This window comes from Lysobacter luteus (assembly GCF_907164845.1).
In the GTDB taxonomy this organism is placed as follows: domain Bacteria; phylum Pseudomonadota; class Gammaproteobacteria; order Xanthomonadales; family Xanthomonadaceae; genus Novilysobacter; species Novilysobacter luteus.
In genome coordinates this window covers 2,700,184-2,722,700 of record NZ_OU015430.1, presented here as the reverse complement: position 1 = coordinate 2,722,700, position 22,517 = coordinate 2,700,184, and the positions used below count along the sequence as shown (strand labels likewise).

13 protein-coding genes are annotated in these 22,517 nt (G+C 70.7%); 5 read left to right on the top strand and 8 right to left on the bottom strand.

Going from position 1 to position 22,517, the window contains the following annotated elements:
• Positions 1 to 27: 27 nt before the first annotated feature.
• From KOD61_RS12720 to KOD61_RS12710, 3 genes are all read right to left on the bottom strand, one after another.
• Entirely contained in the window at positions 28 to 2,574 is a 2,547-nt protein-coding gene (locus KOD61_RS12720; protein WP_215219012.1) for an ATP-binding protein, read from the bottom strand.
• Positions 2,575 to 2,578: 4 nt separating this feature from the next.
• Complete coding sequence (locus KOD61_RS12715) at positions 2,579 to 3,775, bottom strand: EAL domain-containing response regulator (RefSeq protein WP_215219011.1); 1,197 nt, start codon at positions 3,773 to 3,775, stop codon at positions 2,579 to 2,581.
• Positions 3,776 to 3,944: 169 nt separating this feature from the next.
• A complete protein-coding gene (locus tag KOD61_RS12710) occupies positions 3,945 to 4,589 on the bottom strand; it encodes a tetratricopeptide repeat protein (protein ID WP_251370600.1) in 645 nt (214 codons plus the stop codon).
• A 158-nt stretch (positions 4,590 to 4,747) separates the two neighbouring features.
• On the opposite strand from KOD61_RS12710, the gene KOD61_RS12705 reads away from it, so the two are divergent.
• Both KOD61_RS12705 and KOD61_RS12700 read left to right on the top strand, forming a co-directional pair.
• Complete coding sequence (locus KOD61_RS12705; protein WP_215219010.1) at positions 4,748 to 8,485, top strand: indolepyruvate ferredoxin oxidoreductase family protein; 3,738 nt, start codon at positions 4,748 to 4,750, stop codon at positions 8,483 to 8,485.
• 141 nt (positions 8,486 to 8,626) lie between these two features.
• The gene (locus tag KOD61_RS12700; protein ID WP_215219009.1) at positions 8,627 to 11,551 is read left to right on the top strand and encodes a bifunctional diguanylate cyclase/phosphodiesterase; all 2,925 of its coding nucleotides are present in this window, start codon (positions 8,627 to 8,629) and stop codon (positions 11,549 to 11,551) included.
• On the opposite strand, the gene KOD61_RS12695 is transcribed toward KOD61_RS12700, so the two are convergent.
• A complete protein-coding gene (locus KOD61_RS12695) occupies positions 11,546 to 13,468 on the bottom strand; it encodes a M61 family metallopeptidase (RefSeq protein ID WP_215219008.1) in 1,923 nt (640 codons plus the stop codon). The two genes, KOD61_RS12700 and KOD61_RS12695, sit on opposite strands and share 6 nt — an antisense overlap.
• Positions 13,469 to 13,555: 87 nt before the next feature.
• Positions 13,556 to 13,861, bottom strand: coding sequence for a hypothetical protein (locus KOD61_RS12690; protein ID WP_215219007.1), 306 nt, complete (start codon positions 13,859 to 13,861; stop codon positions 13,556 to 13,558).
• 210 nt (positions 13,862 to 14,071) lie between these two features.
• On the opposite strand from KOD61_RS12690, the gene KOD61_RS12685 reads away from it, so the two are divergent.
• Complete coding sequence (locus tag KOD61_RS12685) at positions 14,072 to 15,526, top strand: MATE family efflux transporter (RefSeq protein WP_215220412.1); 1,455 nt, start codon at positions 14,072 to 14,074, stop codon at positions 15,524 to 15,526.
• Here the strand turns inward: KOD61_RS12685 and KOD61_RS12680 are convergent.
• From KOD61_RS12680 to KOD61_RS12670, 3 genes are read right to left on the bottom strand one after another with little or no spacing between them, the layout of a single operon-like run.
• Positions 15,523 to 17,118, bottom strand: a complete 1,596-nt coding sequence (locus tag KOD61_RS12680; protein WP_215219006.1) for a phospholipase D family protein — start codon at positions 17,116 to 17,118, stop codon at positions 15,523 to 15,525. The genes KOD61_RS12685 and KOD61_RS12680 overlap by 4 nt on opposite strands.
• Positions 17,119 to 17,139: 21 nt before the next feature.
• The gene (locus KOD61_RS12675) at positions 17,140 to 17,763 is read right to left on the bottom strand and encodes a DUF938 domain-containing protein (RefSeq protein ID WP_215219005.1); all 624 of its coding nucleotides are present in this window, start codon (positions 17,761 to 17,763) and stop codon (positions 17,140 to 17,142) included.
• A gap of 46 nt (positions 17,764 to 17,809) precedes the next feature.
• Positions 17,810 to 19,021: an MFS transporter gene (locus KOD61_RS12670; RefSeq protein ID WP_215219004.1), complete on the bottom strand. Its 1,212-nt coding sequence runs from the start codon at positions 19,019 to 19,021 to the stop codon at positions 17,810 to 17,812.
• 63 nt (positions 19,022 to 19,084) lie between these two features.
• On the opposite strand from KOD61_RS12670, the gene KOD61_RS12665 reads away from it, so the two are divergent.
• Positions 19,085 to 19,627 (top strand): hypothetical protein, encoded by a 543-nt coding sequence (locus KOD61_RS12665; protein WP_215219003.1) that lies wholly within the window; start codon positions 19,085 to 19,087, stop codon positions 19,625 to 19,627.
• A 155-nt stretch (positions 19,628 to 19,782) separates the two neighbouring features.
• Positions 19,783 to 22,446 (top strand): DEAD/DEAH box helicase, encoded by a 2,664-nt coding sequence (locus KOD61_RS12660; protein WP_311195418.1) that lies wholly within the window; start codon positions 19,783 to 19,785, stop codon positions 22,444 to 22,446.
• The last annotated feature ends 71 nt before the right edge of the window (positions 22,447 to 22,517 follow it).

The following is a 22,517-nucleotide window of genomic DNA, read 5'->3' as shown; positions in this document are numbered from 1 at the left end:
GCGTCCGCCACGGTGGTGTCGATGCGGTCAGCGAAGGGAGGCAGCGTGCCGTTCGAGTTGCCGGGCGGCGACGTGGAGCCGCGCCGCGAGCGCTTCGTTGCGGCCGTCGTCGACAGCGCCGCCGGGGGCGCCATCGTCGCTGCGCACCGCGGCCTCGAGCGCCGCGGCGGCGTCGGCCAGTGCGGTCGCGCCGACCAGCCGCGCCGCACCCTTCACCTTGTGTGCCTGGCGCGCCAGTCCGGCCGCTTCGCCGGCGGCCAGGGCGTCATCGAGCTCGGCGAGGTCCTGGCGGGTACTGGCCAGGAAGTCCTCGAGCAGCAGGCGTGCCTCGGCGGGGTCGCCACCGGTCAGGGCATCGAGCGTGTGGTCATCGAGCGCCGGCGCGTCCTGGGGCGTGGTGTCGACCGCCGGTCCCGCGGCTGCGTCCGGCGCGCCGGTGTCGGTGCCCGCGCCGGCGGTGTGGGGCAGCCAGCGTTGCAGGCACGCCTGCAGCACCGGCACCGAGACGGGCTTTGCGAGGTAGTCGTCCATGCCGGCGCCGAGACAGCGCTCGGCTTCGCCTTTCAGTGCCGACGCGGTCAGGGCCACGATCGGCGTTCGGACCAGGCCGTCGCGGGCTTCTTCCTCGCGGATCGCGCGGGCGAGCCGGTAGCCGTCCAGCCGCGGCATGTGCACGTCCGACAGCAGCAGCGCGTAACGGCCGCTGCGCCAGCGCTCCAGTGCCTCGACGCCATCCTCGGCCGATTCGCTGGCGTAGCCGGCCAGCGCCAGCTGGCGTGCGATCACCAGCCGGTTGGTCGGATGGTCGTCGGCCAGCAGCACGAGGCTGCGCTCGCGCTCGGCGCGTGCGGTGTCCGGCACAGGACGCGCGCTGAACACCACGGGCGCGGCGTCGGCGGCCGGCTCGGCGGCGACGTCCTCCACCCGCGCGCGCGGCAGGACCAGCGAGAGGTGCATCGTCGTCCCATGGCCGGGCGTGCTGTCCATGCGCACCTCGCCACCCATCAGCCGCGCGAGCCGCTCGCTGATCACCAGTCCCAGGCCGGTCCCGCCGAACCGTCGGGTGGTGTCGCCCTCGGCCTGGCTGAAGGGCTGGAACAGCCGCCCCTGCGCCTCGGGGGCAATGCCGATGCCGGTGTCGGTGACCCGCAGCGCGAGCCGGTCGCGCGGCACGTCGTCGGCGTTGCCGTCCGCCGCCTCGCCGAGCCATTCCAGCGCCACCTGCACCCCGCCCTGCTCGGTGAACTTGATCGCGTTGGACAGGAAGTTGGACAGCACCTGCCGCAGCCGGAGCGGGTCGGCCAGGTAGGCCGGCGCGATCCGCGGGTCGATCGTGCACTCCAGCCCGAGTCCCTTGCTGGACGCGGCGCCGCTGTAGTTGGCGACGGTGGCGCTGATCAGGGCGTCCAGGCGCAGCGGTTCGGGTGCCAGCTCCAGCCGGTCGGCCTCGATCTTCGAGAAGTCGAGGATGTCGCCGATGATCTGCAGCAGCGACTGCGACGACTGCTGGATGATGTTGAGCGCGTGGCGCTGGTCGGGCGCCAGCCGGGTGTGGGCGAGCACTTCGATCATGCCGGTCACGCCGATCATCGGGGTGCGGATCTCGTGGCTCATCGCCGCCAGGAACGCCGACTTGGCGTGGTTGGCCGCCTGCGCGCGCGCCTCGCTCGCGCGCAGCTCGTCCTGCAACCGCCGGTTGGCGTCGAGTGTGGACTCGTTGCGGGCGAGCTGGTCGATCAGCTCGGTCTCGAAGGCAAGCACGTCCCGCCGCATGTCGGTGAACGCTTCCATCACCGTGGCGAGCTCGCCGCGCGGCACGTGCCGCGGCATCGCGGTGTAGTCGTGCTCGCGCATCCGTCGGGCAAGGAAGGTCAACGCCTCGACACCGTGGTAGGCGTTGCGCAGCACCACCCGGCCGACCAGCGTCGCCACCAGCAGTGCCAGCAACGACACCGCGATGCGCAGCAGGCTGACCTGGCGGTTGCGTGCCAGGTCGGCCCGCACGAGGCTGTCGGCTTGCACCATCGCCAGGTCCGACAGCGCCTGGATGCGCTGGGTGACCGGGTCGATCGCCGGGTACAGCGCGGTGTCGGCAAAGCGGCCCAGCGCGTCGATGTCGCGCGCAAGCAGGATCGCGCGCAGTTGCGCCATCGCGGCGTCGGCGACCGATCGATGGGCTTCGACCTCCGCGAACAGGCGCTGCTGCGCGGTGCTCCGCGGCATCGCCTTCAATGCACTCCAGTCACGCGCGATGCGGGCGTTCGCATCGTCGACCACCGCCACACCGTCCTGCCACGTGATCAGGTTGTTGCGCACGCGAAAGGTGGTGTCGACGACGTCCAGCCCGTAGGCATCCGAGACCGCCTTCAGGCGCCGCATCCGCAACAGCGAGTCGTCCTTGAGCGCGAGCAGCGACTGCCGCGCGTGGTACTGGGCAACCTCGTCGATAACCAGCACGGTCGCGCCGGCCAGCAGGAACAGCCCGAACAGCGCCAACAACTGGTGGCGGATGCTCAGCCCACCCAACCGCGCCCGCCAGCGTCCTGTCGATCGCGTCGCGGGCGCGTCGGACATCTGCTCAGGGCTCCGGTCGCCGCCACTGTGCAAGTACCCGCGGCAGGTCTTCCGGCGCCACCGGCGGCGCGATCAGGTACCCCTGCGCCATGCTGCAGCCCAGGTCGGCCAGCATCTGCCAGTCCTCCACGGTGGCCACGCCCTCGGCAACCACTTCGAGCCCGAGCTTGCGCGCCAGGTCCAGGCTGGCTTCGACCACCGCGCGCTTGCGCGGTTGCTGCCACGCGCCGGCGACGAAGCCCTGGTCGATCTTGAGCTCGGTGAACGGTATATGCGACAGCTGCGCGAGCGAGGAATAGCCGGTGCCGAAGTCGTCGATCGACAGGCCGAAACCCTTCAGCCGCAGCCGCGCGAGCACGCTCAGCGCGCGCGCGGCGTCGGCCATCACCGAGCTTTCGGTCAGTTCCAGCACCACCTCGGCCGGGTCGACGTTTTGCGCCTGGACGATGCGCTGGTAGCGGTCGGCCGCGGTCGGGTCGGCCAGGCTGGTTGGCGAAATGTTGACCGACACGTTGAGCCGCAGGCCTTCCAGGTCCCACCGGCGTTTCCACTGGCAGGCCTGCTCCAGCATCAGGTCGGCCAACGGGTCGGCCAGGCCTTCGCGTTCAAGCAGGCCGATGAAGCTCTGCGGCCGCACCACCTGGCCGTCGGGCCGGACCCAGCGCGCGAGCGCTTCCACGGCGACCGCCTTGCCGTTGCCGAACTCGACCTGCGGCTGGAACCACGGTCGGATCTCGCCGCGTGCCAGCGCCTCGCGGATCGCGGTGGCGCTGATCTCGACCGGCTCGTCGACCTCGTCGTCGCCCAGCAGATCCCCGTAGGTGGTCAGCGCGGCCGCGAGCTTCTCGGCGGTCAGCGGCTTCTCCACGCTGCCCAGCACGCGCAGCCCGTACGCGCGCGCCATCGTCTGCACGGTATTGAGCAGGGCCGGGTCCAGCGCACTGACCACCAGCACCGCCCGCGCCAGCCGCCGCTGCGCGACGTGGCCGATGAACTCGATGCCGTCCATGCCCGGCATGTCGAGGTCGACCATCACCACGTCCGGGGGCTCGTCGCGCGACGACAGCAACTGCAGCGCCGAACGGCCGTCGGCGGCGTCGCTCACGCCGGCAATGCCGAGGTTTTCCAGCAGCCGCAACGCCATCCGGCGTTGGAAGCCGTGGTCCTCGACCACCATCACGCTCAGTGCCGATATGGACATCCCATCCCCTCGATCCTGCCGCCGTCCCCCGTGGTGCCGCCCCGTGCTGTCGCGCCGGACCAGCCACCGCACTTTAGACCCAATCCGCCGGACCCGGCGAGCGCGCCCGCAGCGCGCAGCGCGGATACGAAAAACCCGGCCGGGGCCGGGTCTTCGTGCGGTGCGTGGCTCAGCGCCAGGCGGGCGGATCGGCCTGCCAGGCCTGCTGGATCTCCGCCAGGGTCGCGCGCTCCTGCTCGCGCCAGTCCGGCAGCAGCGCCTCGTACTGGTCGGCGCCGGTCCAGCGCGCGGGCTCGCTGCGCACGGCCGCCGCATACCACTGCACCGCCTCGTCGCGGCGGTCGAGCTCCCACAACGCCAGTGCGAACGTGGCCGGCATCCAGGTGGCATTGATGTTGCGCGACTTGCGCAGGGTGTCCCATTGGGCGAGCGCGCCAGCGGCGTCGCCGGTGCGGAACAGGTCCCAGCCGTAGTTCCACAACACGGCGCGGTACAGGCCGTCGTTGGAGTCCATCTGGCCCAGCACGCGGCCGTAGAGCTCGTGGCCGAGCTCGGGGCGGCCACCGGCCATCGCGACGTGCGCGAGCTGGGCGATGTCGGCCTTGGAGCGCGGATTGCGCTGGATCGATTTCAGCAGTGCCTGCACGAGCGCCTCGCCGCTGCCGGACTGCGACTCGATGGTGCGGGTGGTGCGCGCGTCCTCGTCGAAATAGAACTCGGCGGTCGGCACCAGCGGTGCGGTCTGGGCGAAGGCGAAACCCGCCGTGGCGCAGAAGGCGAGCACGGCGAAGAGCAGTTTGTGGAAGTGGTGCATCGGTAATCCCCCTGTATTGCCCGCCCATGGTACCTCCGGCCGGCGGGCGCTGCAGGCCCGCTGCTACACTCCCGGGGCTTTGCCCGGCGGTTTGCGCGCCAACCGCCCATTCACCTTTTCGCAGCCACCCCGCGGCCCCGGCCGCGCCGGAGCCACGCATGACCAGCACCGCCGAACTCAGTTCGCCGTCCTCGGCGAACACCTCCCTGACCTCGTCCGTGGTCGACCCCGACTACAGCCTCGACCACAAGTACAGCCGCGAGTCCGGCCGGATCTACCTGTCGGGCGTGCAGGCGCTGGTGCGGCTGCCGCTGATGCAGCGGCTGCGCGACCAGGCCGCCGGGCTCGACACCGCCGGCTTCATCTCCGGCTACCGCGGCAGCCCGCTGGGCGGCTTCGACCTCGAGCTGTGGCGGGCGAAGAAGCACCTCGAGGCGGCCGGCGTGAAGTTCGCGCCCGGCCTGAACGAGGACCTCGGCGCGACCATGGTCTGGGGCACCCAGCAGACCGGGCTGTTCCCGGGCGCCAGGCACCAGGGCGTGTTCGGCATGTGGTACGGCAAGGGCCCGGGCGTGGATCGCAGCGGCGACGTGTTCAAGCACGCCAACGCCGCCGGCACTGCGCCCCTGGGCGGCGTGCTCGCGCTGGCGGCCGACGACCACGCGTGCCGTTCGTCGACCCTGCCGCACGGCTCGGAAGGCGAGTTCACCAGCGCGATGATGCCGATCCTCAACCCGGCCGGGGTGCAGGACATCCTCGACATGGGCGCGATCGGCTGGGCGATGTCGCGCTACACCGGCCGCTGGATCGGCTTCAAGACGATCGCCGAGACGGTCGAGTCGTCGGCCTCGGTCGACGTCAATCCGCTGGCCTTGCAGATCGTCACGCCGGATGACTTCGACATGCCGCCCGGCGGCCTCAACATCCGCTGGCCCGACCCGCCGATGGACCAGGAGATGCGCCTTCACCGTTACGCGGTCAAGGCCGCGCAGGCGTTCGCGCGGGCCAACCGGATCGACCGCATCGTGATCGATTCGCCGGCGCCGAAGCTGGGCATCATCACCACCGGCAAGTCCTACCTCGACGTGCTGACCGCGCTGGAGTACCTCGGCCTAGACGAGCGCGCCTGCTCCGACCTCGGCATCCGCGTCTACAAGGTCGGCATGACCTGGCCGCTGGAGCCGGTCGGCCTGCGCAACTTCGTGCGCGGCCTGTCCGACATCCTGGTGGTGGAGGAGAAGCACGCCTTCATCGAGAACCAGATGAAGGAGTCGATGTACAACTGGGCCGATGCCGACTTCGGTGGCGCTCGCCCCAGCATCATCGGCAAGTACGACGAGTCCGGCGCGTGGATCCTGCCGAGCACCGGCGAGCTGACCCCGGCGACGATCGCCGGCGTGATCGGACGGCGCATCCAGAAGAACATCGCACTCGATGCCGGCGCCAGCGAGCGCATGGACAACGTGCTGCAGTGGATGGCGCAGAAGGAAGCCGAGCTGGCGCTGCCGCGGGCGAACTTCCCGCGCGTTCCGCACTATTGCTCGGGCTGCCCGCACAACACCTCGACCGTGGTGCCCGAAGGCTCCCGCGCCCTGGGCGGCATCGGTTGCCATTACATGGTCACGTGGATGGACCGCAGCACCGACACCTACACCCACATGGGCGGCGAAGGCGTGACCTGGGCCGGGCAGGCGGCGTTCACCGACACCGCGCACGTTTTCCAGAACCTCGGCGACGGCACCTACTTCCACTCCGGTTCGCTGGCGATCCGGCAGGCGGTCGCCGCCGGGGTCAACATCACCTACAAGATCCTCTACAACGACGCGGTGGCGATGACCGGCGGGCAGCCGGTCGACGGCCAGCTCAGCGTCCCGCAGATCGCCCAGCAGGTGCGCAGCGAAGGCGTGCAGGCGATCGTGGTGGTGTCCGACGACATCGCCAAGTGGAGCGACCGCTCGCTCTTCCCGAATGGCGTCGAGTTCGAGGACCGCAAGCACATCGACGACGTGCAGAAGCGTCTGCGCGAGGTCAAGGGTACGTCGGTGCTGATCTATGACCAGACCTGTGCGACCGAAAAGCGTCGCCGCCGCAAGCGCGGCAAGATGGTCGATCCGCAAAAGCGCGTCATGGTCAACTCGCTGGTGTGCGAAGGCTGCGGTGATTGCGGGAAGAAGTCGTTCTGCGTGTCGGTGCTGCCGAAGGAGACGGAGTTCGGCCGCAAGCGCGAGATCGACCAGTCGAATTGCAACAAGGACTACAGCTGCGTCGAAGGCTTCTGCCCGAGCTTCGTGACCGTCGAAGGCGGTGCGCTGCGCAAGAAGAAGGGCAGCGGCGCGAAGGACCTGCTCGCCGACCTGCCGATGCCGGTCCTGCCGGCGCTCGACAGGCCCTGGAACATCCTCATCACCGGCGTCGGCGGCACCGGCGTGGTCACCATCGGCGCGTTGCTCGGCATGGCCGGGCACCTGGAAGGCAAGGGCGCGACCGTGCTCGACCAGACCGGCCTGGCCCAGAAGGGTGGCGCGGTCACCACCCACATCCGCATCGCCAACACCCCGGCCGACATCCACGCAGTGCGCATTGCCGCGGGCGAGGCGGACCTGGTGCTGGGCTGCGACATGGTGGTGGTCAACGACTACTGGGCGCTGTCGAAGATCCGCGGCGGTCGCTCGACCGTCGTGCTCAACAGCTACGAGGCGATGCCGGGGTCGTTCACGACGCGCCCGGACATGCAGTTCCCGGCGACCGACATCATCGACGCGGTGCGCAAGGCGCTCGGCGGCGGGGAACAGGCCGTCGACAAGCTCCACGTGGTGGACGCCACCCAGCTGGCGACCGCGCTGCTCGGCGACGCGATCATGTCGAACCTGTTCATCCTCGGCCACGCCTGGCAGCAGGGGCTGGTGCCGCTGTCGCTGGAGTCGATCATGCGCGCGGTCGAACTCAACGGCGCGGCGATCGACAAGAACAAGGCCGCGTTTGCCTGGGGCCGCCTGGCCGTGGTCGACCCGCGTGCCGTCGCCGAGGCGGCCGGACTGGTGCGTAACGTGCCGACCGCGGCCGAGTCGACCCCGCACGCGCTGCCGATGCTCGGCGCCGGCCAGTGGGAAGGCCATGAGTTCGGCAGCCCGTCGGCGCCGCGCGCGACCGCCGCGCAGGACGAACTGCGCCACGTGCCCGAGCACGCCGCCGGCACCGACAACGTTGCCTTCCTGCCGCTCGACGACGCCCGCCTGTCGCGTTCGCTCGACGAGGTGATCGCGCGCCGCGTGGCGTTCCTGACCGATTACCAGGACGCCGGCTACGCCCGCCGCTATGCCGACTTCGTCGCCCGCGTGCGCAAGGCCGAGCACGAGCGTGCACCGGGCAGCACCGACCTGGCCGAAGCGGTCGCGCGCTACGCGTTCAAGCTGATGGCCTACAAGGACGAGTACGAGGTCGCGCGGCTGTACACCAGTGGCGACTTCATGCGGCGCGTGCAGCAGCAGTTCGAGGGCGACTTCAAGCTCAAGTTCCACCTCGCCCCGCCGCTGCTGGCCAGGAAGGACGCGCAGGGGCGCGGGGTCAAGCGCGAGTTCGGCCCGTGGGTGTTCACCGCGTTCCGCGCGCTGGCAGGTCTGCGCCGGCTGCGCGGCAGCGTATTCGACGTATTCGGCTACACCGCCGAGCGCCGGACCGAGCGCCGCCTGGTCGAGGACTACCTGCGCACCGTCGACGGCCTGCTCGCCACGCTCGACCGCGGCAACGTCGGGCTGGCGGCCGAGATCGCCAGCATCCCCGAGCACATCCGCGGCTACGGCCACGTCAAGCACGAGCACCTGGAGAAGGCCAAGGCGCGCGAGGCGGAGCTGCTGGCCGAGTGGGCAAATCCGCTGCGCGTGGTGCAGGTGGCCTGACGAGCGCGTTGAAGAACCCGCGCGCCGGGCCGATAACATGCAGTGTCGACCTTTTCGGCGACTATCCCTGTTGATGCCCGAGATCCCCGGCCCCTGCTACCGCCGCCGCCCGCCCGTCCGCCACCGGTGGCCGCGCCCGGCATGAGCGCCGCCCCGTCGCCTGCCGACTGGCGTGTCGGGCTGCTGTCGGCCGCCGATGCGGGCGGCGTGGTTGCGACGACCGAGGCCCTGGCGCTGCGCCAGCCCGGGGTCGAGGGCGCCCGCCTGCTGTGGGAACTCGGGTCGCTCGGGCCCTGGCGCGACCCGCGTCCTTCGCCGGCACCGGCGGTGCTCTCGCTGGCCGACCTCGCGCTGCTGGGCGCGGAGCCGCGGCTGAGTGCCGACGGACGGCGGGCGGCCATCCCGCTGCGCGCCAGCACCGCGGTGCTGGTGATCGAGGCCGGGCAGGGCTTCGATTTCGACCGGGTGCTGGCCGAACTGCAGCCGCCGCTCGCGGTCATCGACCGCTGGCTGGGCAAGGGCCTGCACATGGCCGGCCTGGAGCGCGAGGTCGCCCGGCTGGAACGTTCCGAGCAGGTCCAGCGCGCGCTGTTCGACATCTCCGAGCTGGCCGGCTCGGACCGCGACATGTCCGAGGTGCTGCGTGGCATCCACGCGATCGTCGGCACGCTGATGTACGCCGAGAACTTCTTCATCGTGCTGCGCGACCCCGTAAGCGAGTCGTTGCGGCTGCTGTACTTCGTCGACAGCCAGGACCCGGCGCCGTTCGACGAGCTGCCGATGGACGCCCTGCGCCACTCGGCCACCTGGTACGTGCTGCACACCGGCCGCACGCTGCGCGGCGACCACGAGCACCTGCGCGAGCAGGTCGACGGTCCCCTGCGGACCGTGGGCAGCGACAGCCCGGACTGGCTCGGCGTGCCGATGCTGCGCAACGGCGAGGCGGTGGGTGCGGTGGTGGTGCAGAGCTACCAGCCGGGCATCGGCTTCAGCGATTCGGACGAGACACTGCTTGGCTTCGTCGCCAGCCACATCCTCACCACCCTTGAGCGCAAGCGCAGCACCGAACTGCTCGAACGCAACGTCGCCCTGCGCACGCAGGAGCTGGCCGAAGCCAACCGCGGCCTGCAGCAGGAGGTCGCCGAGCGCCAGCGGGCCGAGCGCCTGCAGGCGGCGCTGTTCCAGGTCGCCCAGCTGGCCACCGACGACATCGGCGAGGAGGAGTTCTACGCGCGCATCCACGGCATCGTCGGGCAGCTGCTCAACGCGGAGAACTTCTTCATCGCGCTGGTCTCAGAAGACGGCCGCTCGCTGGAGTTCCCCTACTACGTCGACATCCGGCTCAAGACAAAGCGCGAAGGACGACCGCTGGCGCGCGGCCTCAGCGAGTACGTGCTGCGCCACCGTCGGCCGCTGCTGGTCGACGCCGAGTCCGAGGGCGAGCTGGTCCGCAGCGGCGAGATCGTGCCGTCGCAGTACCAGTTCCCGGCGTCCCATTGCTGGCTCGGCGTGCCGTTGCTGCTGGACGAGCGGGCGCTCGGGTTGATCGCGGTGCAGAGCTACGACCCGGCCGTGATGTACGGCCACGCCGACCAGGAGCTGCTCGGCTTCGTCGCCTCGCAGATCGCCAACAGCCTGCACCGCCGGCGCAGTGCCCAGTTCCAGCAACAGGCCTACCTGCAACTCGAGGAACGCGTGGCCGAGCGCACCCTGGAGCTGCGCCGGCAGATCCGCGAGCGCGAACACGCACAGGACCAGCTCCGCCACGAAGTCATGCACGACGCGCTGACCGGCCTGCCCAACCGTGGCCAGATCCACGACCGGATCGAGGCGGCGCTGGAGCGCCTGCGCACCGACCCGTCACGCCGCTGCGCATTGCTGTACCTGGACGTCGACCGCTTCAAGGTGATCAACGACAGCCTCGGCCACCTCGCCGGCGACGACTTCCTGCGCGAGGTCGCGCGCCGGCTGCAGGCCAGCGTGCGCCAGCCGGACCTGGTCGCGCGGCTGTCGGGCGACGAGTTCGCGATCCTGCTGGAGGACGTGCAGCTGGACGCGCTTGGCGCGCCGGTTACCGCCACCGCGGTCGCCCAGCGCGTGCTGGATCTGTTGACCGAGCCGCTGCACGTCGGCGGGCGCCGGCTCGAGCCGTCCGCCAGTATCGGCATCGCGATCGGCGACAGCCGCTACCGCGAGGCCGACGAGCTGGTCCGCGATGCCGATGTCGCGCTCTACCAGGCCAAGGCGCTGGGACGGAAGCGCTGGCAGCTGTTCGACGATTCGCTGCGTCGCTCGGCCATCGACGTGCTGGCGATGGAGGTCGAGCTGCGTGACGCGATGCGGCTCGACCAGCTCGAACCGTACTTCCAGCCGATCGTGCGCCTGGCCGACGGCGCGGTGGTCGGCCACGAGGCGTTGCTGCGCTGGAACCATCCCCAGCGTGGCGTGCTCGGGCCCGGCACGTTCCTGCAGCTGGCCGAGGACAGCGGCCTGATCGAGGCGATCGACTGGCGCATCTTCAAGCGCAGCTTCGTCCACGCGACCCGGCTGCCGGCCGACACCTACCTGTCGATCAACGTCGCCCCGCGCCACCTCCACCGGGAGGACTTCGACGTGCGCCTGCTCGAACTGCTCGAGCGCACCGGCCTGCCGCCGGAGCGGTTGCAGATCGAGGTCACCGAAGGCTCGCTCCTGGAAGACCCCGAGCATGTGCGGGCGATCCTGGAACGGTTGCAGGCCAGCGGCATCGGCGTCGCCCTCGACGATTTCGGCACCGGTTACTCGTCGCTGAGCTACCTGCACGCGTTCCCGCTGCGCGTGATCAAGATCGATCGCACCTTCTTGGCCGCGCTTGGCGAGCAGGGCAACAGCGCCGCGGTGATCGCCGCGGTGCTGGCGCTGGCGCGCGCGCTCGGACTGGACGTCGTGGCCGAAGGCATCGAGACGGCCGAGCAGCACCGCGCACTGGTGGAACTCGGCTGCGAGTTCGGGCAGGGCTACCTGTTCGGGCGGCCCGCGCCGATCACCAACCGGGCGCCCACCGCCGTCGACGACACCGGCTCATAGCGGCGCCAGGATCCGCGCCAGCCGGTCGCGGCTGCCGTCGATCCGCTCCAGGTGCGGGTAGCGCAGCCCGCCGCGGTAGTCGATCGCGATGGTGCGGACCACCTCGCCGTGCTTCACCACCAGTTCGATCGGGGTACCGTCCGCCTGCGCGGCGCGGATCGCGTCCTCGAGCAGGTCGGCTTCGAATGCGTGGCCGTTCACCGCCAGCAGGGAGCTGCCCGGCGCGATGCCGGCATTGAACGCCGGCCCGTCCCAGCGCACCGCGCCGACGTTGCCCGACGCCACCGTCATGCCCAGCGAGGCGGTGTGGTCGGCCGTCTTGCGCGCCCCCAGCAAGGCCTTGTGGTACGTGCTGGGCTTGTCGCGGTAGACGAGTTTCCAGCCGGCCGCGGCCAGCCCGTCCAGCGGCGGCGCGTTGGCGTCGAGCCGGCTGCGCAGGAACGTCGCCCAGTCGTGCGCGGCGACCCCGTCGAGCGCGGCGACGACGTCCTCGAACCGGTACGGCAGCACGTCCCAGCTGCCGTCGTCGACGCCGAAGAACGCGCTGGCGAAGTCGTCGAGCGAGCGGCGCCCGTTGCTGAGCTCGCGCAGCTTGGCGTCGACCGCCAGCCACACCAGCGCACCGGCGTTGTAGTAGTCCTCGCTGAGCTGGTAGCTGCGATACGGCTGCGGCCGACGCATCGCGATGATCGGGTCGTGGGTGGTGTCCTGCAGGGTGCGCCAGTCCAGGCCCGGGCGGTCGTCGGCGTAGGTCGCGGCGACCAGGGCCAGCGCGTCCAGCGCATCCTGCTTCTTCCACAGCCCCGACCGCGCCGCCAGCACCATCCCCCAGTACTGGGTCTGGCCCTCGTAGACCCACAGCAGGCTGTCGACCATCGGCTGGTGGAAGTCCGGCGTCGCCAGCCCGGCGGGGCGGCGGAACTTGCCGTTCCAGGAATGCACGAACTCGTGCGGCAGCAGGTCCCGCGAGGCGACGCTGGCGTCCCAGTCGGTGAAATATCCCGGCCGCACGCCATTCTCGCTGGAGCGGTGGTGCTCCAGCCCGTTGCCGCCCATCCGGTCCGACAGCGAGAACAGGAAGTCGTAGTGGTCGAAATGCTGAGAGTCGAACAGCTTGTAGGCCTGCTCGACCAACGCCCGGTGCGGTTCGATCTGCGCGTCGGTGGCTTCGAGGTACTTCGGCGCGTCGGCGACGATGTCGAGCATCACCGGACGTTCGGCCCCCGGGTCGAGGTCGATCCGGCGGAAATGGCGCCCCGCGTATACCGGTGAGTCCTGCAGCGTCTCGAAGTCGACCGTGCCATAGCGCAACACGTCGCCCGCGCGCGACTGCAACTCGAGCGCGGTGCCGGCCTGCCAGCCGGCGGGCAGCGTCAGTGACGGCGTGATGCGGATGTCGGCGACGTCGTGCCCGGCCGGGTACAGCACGACCGTGCCCCACTCCAGGTTGAGCATGTCGCCGGTCATGACGATGCGGCCCTGGTTGGAGGCCGTCGGGCTGAGCATGTCGAAGGACAGTTCGAGCACGGACACGCCGTCGGGCACGACGATGTCGAACGCGTAGACGTCGGCCGGGTCCCGGGTCCAGGCGATCCGCTGGCCGTTGCCGTTGACCCTCAGGCCGGCGAGCCGGTGGATCGGGCCGTCGGGCCGGTGCTTGCCGGGAATCCACTTGGGGAACAGCAGCCGCAGCGGGCCGGCCTGCACGGGAACGGTCTGGCGGACGTGGAACACCCGCCGGGTGAGGTCGGTCGCGTCGACATCGACGGTCAGCGTACCCGGGTACGGCGCCCGCGCCTCCATGCCCGTGGGACTGGTGGCCGTGGCAGGCGGCGCCTGCGCCAGCAGTGCGGAGACGGGCAACAGCGCCACCGCGAGTGCGGACAGCAGGACGGTCGAACGGAACGGATGCGGCATCGAGGATTCCCCGGGTGGCTTGCGCCCCATCCTACGGTCCGTCGCGGCCGATGCCACCCGCGCGGACTTTGCCGAAAGTGGCGTTGCCTACAGCAGCCCGGAGGCGCGCGGGGCCGCAGCGTGCGAAGGCGCCGCACGGGGCGTCCGCGGAGCGGCATTGCGGCTGGAAGTGCGGATCACCCGGCCGATATAGGCCCAGATCCAGATCGCCGCGCTCAGCACGACGATGCGCACCACGTTGACCGGGCTGCGCAGCTGGCTCCAGAAATCGGCGGCATGGGGTTCGGCCAGCCAGACGAAGCCGGCGACGAAGGCGATCGACAACACCACCGCAAGCGCCACCCAGGCGCATTCGCCTACGCACCACCGCGTGAACCGGATCGCCCCGCTCATTGCCGATGTCCCTTGCCGATGACCATGGCGGCAGTGTCGCCCGCCACCGGTCACGGCAGCGTCGACGCTGGCGGCTATCTGCGTTCCGCCGGTGAAGCCAGTCAGCTGGCGGACAGCCACGCGGGCGGGCCGGCGACCGGTCGTCCGTCGCGCGCCGTCCACCGTGCGCGGCTACTCTGGCCTCCGCTGTCCACCCCCGCTCCGGTGCCGATGCAACCGCGCAACCTCACCGAAGGGCCGATCGCCCGCACCCTGTTCGTGTTCGCCCTGCCGATCCTTGGCGGCAACGTGCTGCAGTCACTCAACGGCTCGGTCAACGCGGTCTGGGTCGGCCGCTTCCTCGGCGAGGAGGCGCTCGGGGCAATCGCCAATGCCAACAACATCATGTTCCTGCTGCTGGGCGGCGTGTTCGGCTTCGGCATGGCCTCCACCATCATGGTTGGCCAGGCCATGGGCCGGAAGGACCTGCCGGGCGCGCGTCGGGTGATCGGCACCGCGGCAACGTTCTTCCTGTGCATCTCGGTCCTGATCGCGGCACTGGGGCTGCCGCTGTCGCGCCACGTGCTGGTGTGGATGAGCACCCCCGAGGCCGCCCTGCCGCTGGCCGACGCCTACCTCAAGGTGATCTTCCTGGCGCTGCCGTTCCTGTACGCGTTCGCGTTCCTGTCGGCGATCCTGCGCGGCGCCGGCGACACGCGCACGCCGTTCCTGTTCCTGCTGCTGGCGGTCGCGCTCGACATCGTGCTGGTGCCGTTGCTGATGTTCGGCGTCGGCCCGCTGCCGGCGCTGGGCATGGCCGGCAGCGCGACCGCGACCCTGCTGGCCAACCTGGTCGCATTGGCGGCCATGCTCGGCTGGCTGCGCCACCGGCGACACCCGCTATGGATCAGCCGACACGAGCGCCACCTGTTCGTGCCGGACTGGGCGATCGTCCGCGCGCTGGTCACCAAGGGCGTGCCGATGGGCCTGCAGATGGTGATGATCTCGCTGGCGATGATTGCCATGATCACGATGGTCAACGCGTACGGCACCCACACCACCGCGGCCTATGGCGCCGCGCTGCAACTGTGGACCTACGTGCAGATGCCGGCGATGGCGATCGGCGCGGCGTGCTCGTCGATGGCGGCGCAGAACGTCGGTGCCGGCAATTGGCCGCGGGTGGAGGCGACCACGCGGGCCGGCATCGGCTTCAACTTCCTGCTGACCGGCGCGCTGATCGCGCCGCTGATCCTGCTCGACCGCTTCACCCTCGCGATGTTCATGCCCCCCGGCAGCGATGCGCTCGACATCGCCCGGCACCTGAACCACATCGCGGTGTGGTCGTTCCTGTTCTTCGGGGTGACGTTCGTGGTGGCCGGCGTGGTGCGTTCGACCGGTGCGGTGGTGCCGCCGCTGATCATCCTCGGCCTGGCGCTGTGGGGCGTGCGGGTGCCGTTCGCCAACTGGCTGCAGCCGACACTCGGAGTGGATGCGATCTGGTGGAGCTTCCCGGTCAGCGCGGCGGTGTCGATGGTGCTGTCGCTGGCGTACTACCGCTGGGGCCGCTGGCGGCAGGCGACGATGCTGCCGGTCGACCCGGATGCGATCGCGATACCGTCGGAGGTGCCGGCGCAGGCGCCGTCGCCGGTGGCCGACGAGGGCGCCCGGGTGGAGCCGGCGCGCTAGAGCTGCGACTCGATCGGCAGCCAGCCCAGCACCGCCGCGAGCATGCGGCGCGGCCAGGAAGCGTCGGGTTCGCGGTCGAGCGCGGCCGGCGGCGTGGCGGCGCGGTCGAGCCAGCGCAACTCGCCGTTGGCGTCCAGGTACAACCAGTAGCTCGCCTGCGGCGACGACAGCCGCAGGTACTCGGCACGCACTCCGGCGGCCAGCCCGGGATCGTCGAACAGCACGCCCATCTCGGTGTTGAGGTTGGCCGAGCGTGGGTCCAGGTTGAACGAACCGACGAACCCTTGGCGGTCGTCGAGCACGAACGCCTTGGTGTGCAGGCTGGCGCCGCTGCTGCCGAACGCACCTGCCATGTCCTGCTGCCCGCGTGCCTTCATCTCGTACAGCTGCACGCCACCGCGCAGCAATGGCATGCGGTAGCCGGCGTAGCCGCTGTGCACCGCCGGTACATCGTTGGCGGCCAGCGAGTTGGTGACGATGCCGACCTGCACGCCGGCGTCCACCAGCCCACCGAGCTCGCGGGTGAGTGTGTCGCCCGGCACGAAGTACGGCGAGACCAGCAGGGCCTTGTCCCGACTGCCAAGTACCGCGTCGCCGAGCCGCGTCGCCAGCCAGTCGGCGCGGTCGTCGTCGCCGGCCTTCAGAGGGGGGTCGGAGACGACTTCCAGGGTCGTGCTCCAGTGCGGCTGGAGCCGTCCCTCCAGGTAACCGCGCACGGTGTCCGAGGCGGCCACGCGGGACAGGTACGGGCGTGCGCGCGCTTCCAGCGCGGCGTCGTCGACATCCGACAGGAAGCCGGCCAGCTCGTCCGGCGTGGCCGTGTTGAGCGCGGCGATCGGCACTACCGCCGGGCTGTTCCAGAACGCGTCGAAGATCGCGCTGGCCTGCTCCACCGCCGGCCCGAACAGCATCAGGTCGAGGTCGTGGAAGTTGACCGCGTCGTCGGCGGCGAAGTACTCCTCGCCGATGTTGCGGCCACCGATCACCGCCACCCGTCCGTCGGCGATCCAGGCCTTGTTGTGCATGCGGTAGTTGATGCTGAAAGCGCGTTGTACCAGCTCGATGCCGCGCTCGAGGCCGCTGGCGCGGTTGCGGAACGGGTTGTAGAGCCGCAGCTCGATGCCGGGGTGGGCGTCCAGCGCCATCCACTTCGGGTCCAGCCCCTCGGCAGTCAGGTCGTCGAGCAGGATCCGCACGCGCACGCCCCGCTCGGCGGCGGCATGCGCCTCGCGTGCGAGCAGCTGGCCGGCCAGGTCGTCGTTCCAGATGTAGTACTGCAGGTCCAGGCTGCGGCCGGCCCGCCGCGCGCTCATGGCGCGGGCGGCAAACGCATCCAGGCCGTCGGCCAGCAACAGCGCGCCGGTCTCGCCCGGGTGGGCGGCGAGGATCGGCGCGAGCTCGCGGTCGATCGACGTTTCCGCCGGCTGCAGCGGCAACGCGTGGCCGGGGGCGCCGGTCGCCTTCGGTGCCAGGTGTTCGTTGAACAACAGGCCGCTGCCGCTCAGCGCGGCCACCAGCACGACCGCGATCGCGGCGCCGCGCAGCAGGCGGCTGCGCAGGTTGGGCGCCGGGGGTGTCGTGTCGGGGTTCATCGCGATGCGATGGTGGCACGCTCAGCGCGTGTTGGTGGCCGGGGCGCGCCAGACCAGGCAACGGTTGTGGGCCGGCATCGGCACGTCGGCCAGCAGTACCAGCCCCGCTTCGCGCGCCAGTGCATCGACCGCCTCGAAGTCGCGGATCGCCGAGGCCGGGTCGCGTGCGCGCAGCCAGTCGTCGAACGCGCGGTTGCTGTCGCTGGTGTAGTCCCCGCCGGTATTGAACGGTCCGTACACCACCAGCGTGCCGCCGGCAGCCAGCCGTTGCCCGGCACCGGCGAAGAACGCGCGCACCTGGGGCCAGCCCATGATGTGCAGCGTGTTGGCGCTGAAGACCGCGTCGTACGCGCCGCCCGGCGGAACCGGCAGCGACGCCCAGTCGTCGACGTCGAGCGTCAGCGGCGGCGGCGTGTTGGGCAACGCGGCCTCGTCCAGCCAGGCGCGGATGCCGGGCAGGTGCTCGGCACGTTCGCTGGTCTGCCACGTCAGCCACGGCATCGCCGCGGCGAAATGCACCGCGTGCTGTCCGGTGCCGCTGCCCACTTCGAGCACGTGGCGGGCGTCGGCGAAATGTTCACGCAACACGGCGAGGATGGGCTCGCGGTTGCGCTCGCAGGCGGGCGAGAAAGGCTTCCCGGTCATGGTCCGGATCCGGTGCTGGGGCGGACAGTGTCGCGCAACGTCGCGCTCAGCTTCGCGCCAGCGCCACCGTCATGCGCCGTTCGTCCCACCGTGCCCAGGCGTAGACCAGCAGGCCACCGACCGCGGTCGCCGCACCGACATGGCCGGTCGACGTCCATCCCAGCCCGGCGCTGATCGCCAGCCCGCCGAGCCACGGCCCGAGCGCGTTGGCGGCATTGAATGCGGCGTGGTTGGAGGCGGCCGCCAGCGTCTGCGCCTCGCCGGCCACGTCCATCAGGCGCGTCTGCAGCACCGGCGCGAGCGCGCCCATGGTGCCCACCGCGACCACGGCCGGCAGCATCGTCCACAGCGAGTGCGCGGCGAACGGATAAGCCAGCAGCACCAGCGCCGACCACGCCAGGATCACCGGCGCCGCGCGGAACTGCAGCCGGTCGACCAGCCAGCCGCCGGCGAGGTTGCCGATGATCGAGCCGACGCCGAACACGCCCATCGCGATCGGAATCCAGCCATCGCCGGTGCCGGTCACCTCGGTCAGCGTCGGCGCGAGATAGCTGAAGGCGCAGAACATGCCGGCGAAGCCGATGGCGCCGATCAGCAGCGTCAGCCAGACCTGCGAGGAATTGAACGCCCGCATCTCGCGTAGCGGCGTCTGCCGCGGTTCGGCGGGATCGTCGGCAAGCGAGCGCGCGACCAGGGTGACGGTCAGCACCGCGACCGCGGCGACGAGGGCGAACACGTAGCGCCAGCTCAATGCCTGTCCCATCCAGGTGGCCAACGGATTGCCGACCAGGATTGCGATCGACAGCCCCAGCATCACCCGGCTGATCGCCGCGCCGCGCTGGGCCGGACCACCGATGGAGGCGGCGACCAGCATCGCCACGCCGAAGTACGCGCCGTGCGGCAGGCCGGCGATGAAGCGGAAACCCAGCATCACGTGATAGTCGGGCGCGAATGCGGTCGCCAGGTTGGCCAGCGCGTAGAACCCCATCAGCGCCAGCAGCAGCGAGCGCCGCGGCAGCCGCGCGCCGAGGATTGCCAGCAGCGGCGCACCGACCACGACGCCCAGCGCGTAGGCGCTTATCAGGTGGCCGACCTGCGGCTCGGTGATGCCCAGGTCCTGTACCAGGCTCGGCATCAGGCCCATCATCGCGAACTCGCTGGTACCGATCGCAAAGCCGCCGACCGCCAACGCGAACAGGATCGCGGCGTAGCGGGCGCGGTTGCGCTGGTGGGCGGTCGGGGCGACGGCGTGGGCCATTCGGGGACTCCGCGGATGGACCGCGCATTGTGCGCCGCAGCACGACGAAGAGGGGTAACCGCGGTGAAACGACGACCGGCCACGACCCTCGATCCCGGGATCCCGGCGGCCCCCTGGCCGCGGCCAGGAGGGGGTGACAGCCTCGTGTTGCCGGTCGATCCGGCTGACTGGGCGCCGCCCGCGACCGGTATCGCGATCGACGGCATCGCACTGGAGCCCAAGCCCGAACTGCACGTCACCCTGATCGGCAGCCGCCTCGGCGCAGAACTGCGCGCGGGCTTCGCGGCACCGTGGCTCGCTACCGCCGTGGCGACGGCACTGGCGGCGCAGGACTGGCGGTTCACCCGCACCGGTCGTCGCTGGCTGTTGCGCAAGCCGTTCGTTGCGGACGGCCGGGTGCAACTCGCCCATTCGGTTATCGAACGGGTCGAGCTGCCGGCGATGGCGTCGTTCCATCGGGTTTTGGGATGCCTGCTCGGACGCGAACTGCCGGCGCCGCCCCCACACGTGACGCTATACGTGGCGGGGCAGCCGCACGGCATCGGCGTGTCCAGCGAAGCGCGCCTGCGGGCATTCGCCGTCCGCGAAGTGTCCCGGCCTTTGTAGGAGCGGCTTCAGCCGCGATCAGGCTGAGCGGGTCCGAATGCAGATCGCGGCTGAAGCCGCTCCTACAGGGCGGGGCACGCTGAACCATTCATCCGCCGTCTCACCGGTTGCGACGCTGCGCTGGCCTACTGCGCGCCTTTGGCGGGAGCAGGCGCATGGGGCAGGCACTGGTGCGGCAGGACGGGACGGGCGGCGAACTCGACCGGCTCGACGCCGGCGGAACCTTGCCCGTGCGGGAGGTACGTCGCCGCGGCGACGGTGCCGCGCTGACCCAGGCGCTGTCGAAGCGCTATGCCGACCGCATCACCGGCAGCTTCACCATCCCCGGGCGCGAGGGCGACTACGCACCGATCCCGGACGACGTGCCCGCCGCGCTCGCCGCCGCCCTGCGCGCGCGCGGCGTCGACCGCCTCTACCGCCACCAGGCCGACGCCTGGGCCGCCTCGCAGCGTGGCGAAAACGTCGCCATCGTCACCCCGACCGCATCGGGCAAGTCGCTGTGCTACACCCTGCCGGTGGTGAGCGCGGCGATGCAGGGGAGCGCAAAAGCGCTGTACCTGTTCCCGACCAAGGCGCTGGCGCAGGACCAGGTGGCCGAGCTGCTCGAACTCAACCGCGCCGGCGACCTCGGGGTCAAAGCGTTCACCTTCGACGGCGACACCCCCGGCGACGCGCGCCAGGCGATCCGCCTGCACGGCGACATCGTCGTGTCCAACCCCGACATGCTCCACCAGGCGATCCTGCCGCACCACACCAAGTGGGCGCAGTTCTTCGAGAACCTGCGCTACGTGGTGATCGACGAGATCCACACTTACAGGGGTGTATTCGGCAGCCACGTCACCAACGTGCTGCGCCGGCTCAAGCGCATCTGCGCGTTCTACGGCGTCACCCCGCAGTTCATCCTGTGCTCGGCGACGATCGGCAACCCGGCCGCGCACGCGCGCGCGCTGATCGAGGCCGACGTGCACGCGATCACCGAGTCCGGCGCGCCCACCGGCGACAAACACGTGCTGCTGTGGAACCCGCCGGTGATCAACCCCGACCTCGGGCTGCGGGCGTCAGCGCGGTCGCAGGCCAACCGCATCGCCCGCATCGCGATCAAGTCCGGGCTGAAGACGCTGGTGTTCGCGCAGACCCGGCTGATGGTCGAGGTGCTGACCAAGTACCTCAAGGACGTGTTCGACAGCGACCCGCGCCGGCCCCCGCGCATCCGCGCCTACCGCGGCGGCTACCTGCCGACCGAGCGCCGCGCGGCCGAGCGCGACATGCGCGCCGGCAACATCGACGGGATCATCTCGACCTCGGCGCTGGAGCTCGGCGTCGACATCGGCTCGCTCGACGTGGTCGTGCTCAACGGCTACCCGGGCTCGGTCGCCGCTACGTGGCAGCGCTTCGGTCGCGCGGGCCGCCGCCAGCAGCCGAGCCTCGGCGTGCTGGTGGCGAACTCGCAGCCGCTCGACCAGTACGTCGTGCGCCATCCCGATTTCTTCGCCGACGCTTCGCCCGAGCACGCGCGCACCGCGCCCGACCAGCCGCTGATCCTGTTCGACCACATCCGCTGCGCCGCGTTCGAGCTTCCGTTCGTGGTCGACGAGATGTTCGGCCCGATCGAGCCGGAGGTGTACCTGGAGGCGCTGGCCGAGACCGAAGTCGTGCACCGCGAGGGCGACCGCTGGGAATGGATCGCCGACAGTTACCCGGCCAACGCCGTGTCGCTGCGCTCGGTCGCCGACGGTAATTTCGTCGTTGTCGACCGCACCGGCGGCAAGCAGCAGATCATCGCCGAGGTCGACTACTCGGCGGCCGCGCTGACCCTGTACGAAGGCGCGATCCACATGGTGCAGAGCACGCCGTACCAGGTCGAACGGCTCGACTGGGACGGCCGCAAGGCCTACGTGACGCGCACGCACGTCGACTACTACACCGACTCGATCGACTACTCGAAGCTGAAGGTGCTCGAGCGCTTCGACGGCATCGACGCCGGCCACGGCGACTGCGGCCACGGCGAGGTGCACGTGGTGCGGCGCGTCGCCGGCTACAAGAAGATCCGCTACTACACCCACGAGAACATCGGCTACGGCCCGGTCAACCTGCCCGACCAGGAACTCCACACCACCGCGGTCTGGTGGCAGTTGCCGCAGGCGACCCTGCTGGCGTGGTTCGCCTCGCGCCAGGACGCGCTCGACGGTTTCCTCGGCGCCGGATACGCGCTGCACGTGGTGGCGACCGTCGCGGTGATGGCCGACGCGCGCGACCTGCAGAAGGCGGTCGGCAACGGCGACGGCGCGTGGTTCGCGACCGCCGATGCGAAGGGCCGCGGCCAGCTGCGCGGGGTGGAGGGTCCGGTCGAAGGCCTGTCGATCGCCCCCGGCGCGCGCGCTCGGTTGCCGCAGGACGCGCACGAGGACTACATGGAAATACATGGCGCCGGCGAGGGCCGCGACGGGACCGACAACCATGACGCGGGGCACCCGGTGATGCGTGCGGTGTCCGCCGATGGCGGCGCGGACGGCGATTCGAAGCGCGATGGGATGCCGGTCCGCGACGCCACCGCCGGGGACGTCGAAGTGCAGCAGTTCGTGCCGACCATCTACCTGTACGACAACTTCCCCGGCGGCGTCGGCCTGAGCGAACCGCTGTGGACACGACAGGCCGAACTGGTGCGCCGTGCGACCGAACTGGTAGAGCGCTGCGACTGCAAGGCCGGCTGCCCCGCCTGCGTCGGCCCGGTGCTCGCTGCCGACGAGTCCGGCGACACGGCCACGCCCAAGTCGCTCGCTCGCCGCGTGCTTGGGCTGCTGGCCGAGGTGGCACGGTGATACCGCAAATCCGAAGCGTGTGCAGGAGCGGCTTCAGCCGCGATCCGCAACCGGACGGGCGACCAGGCATC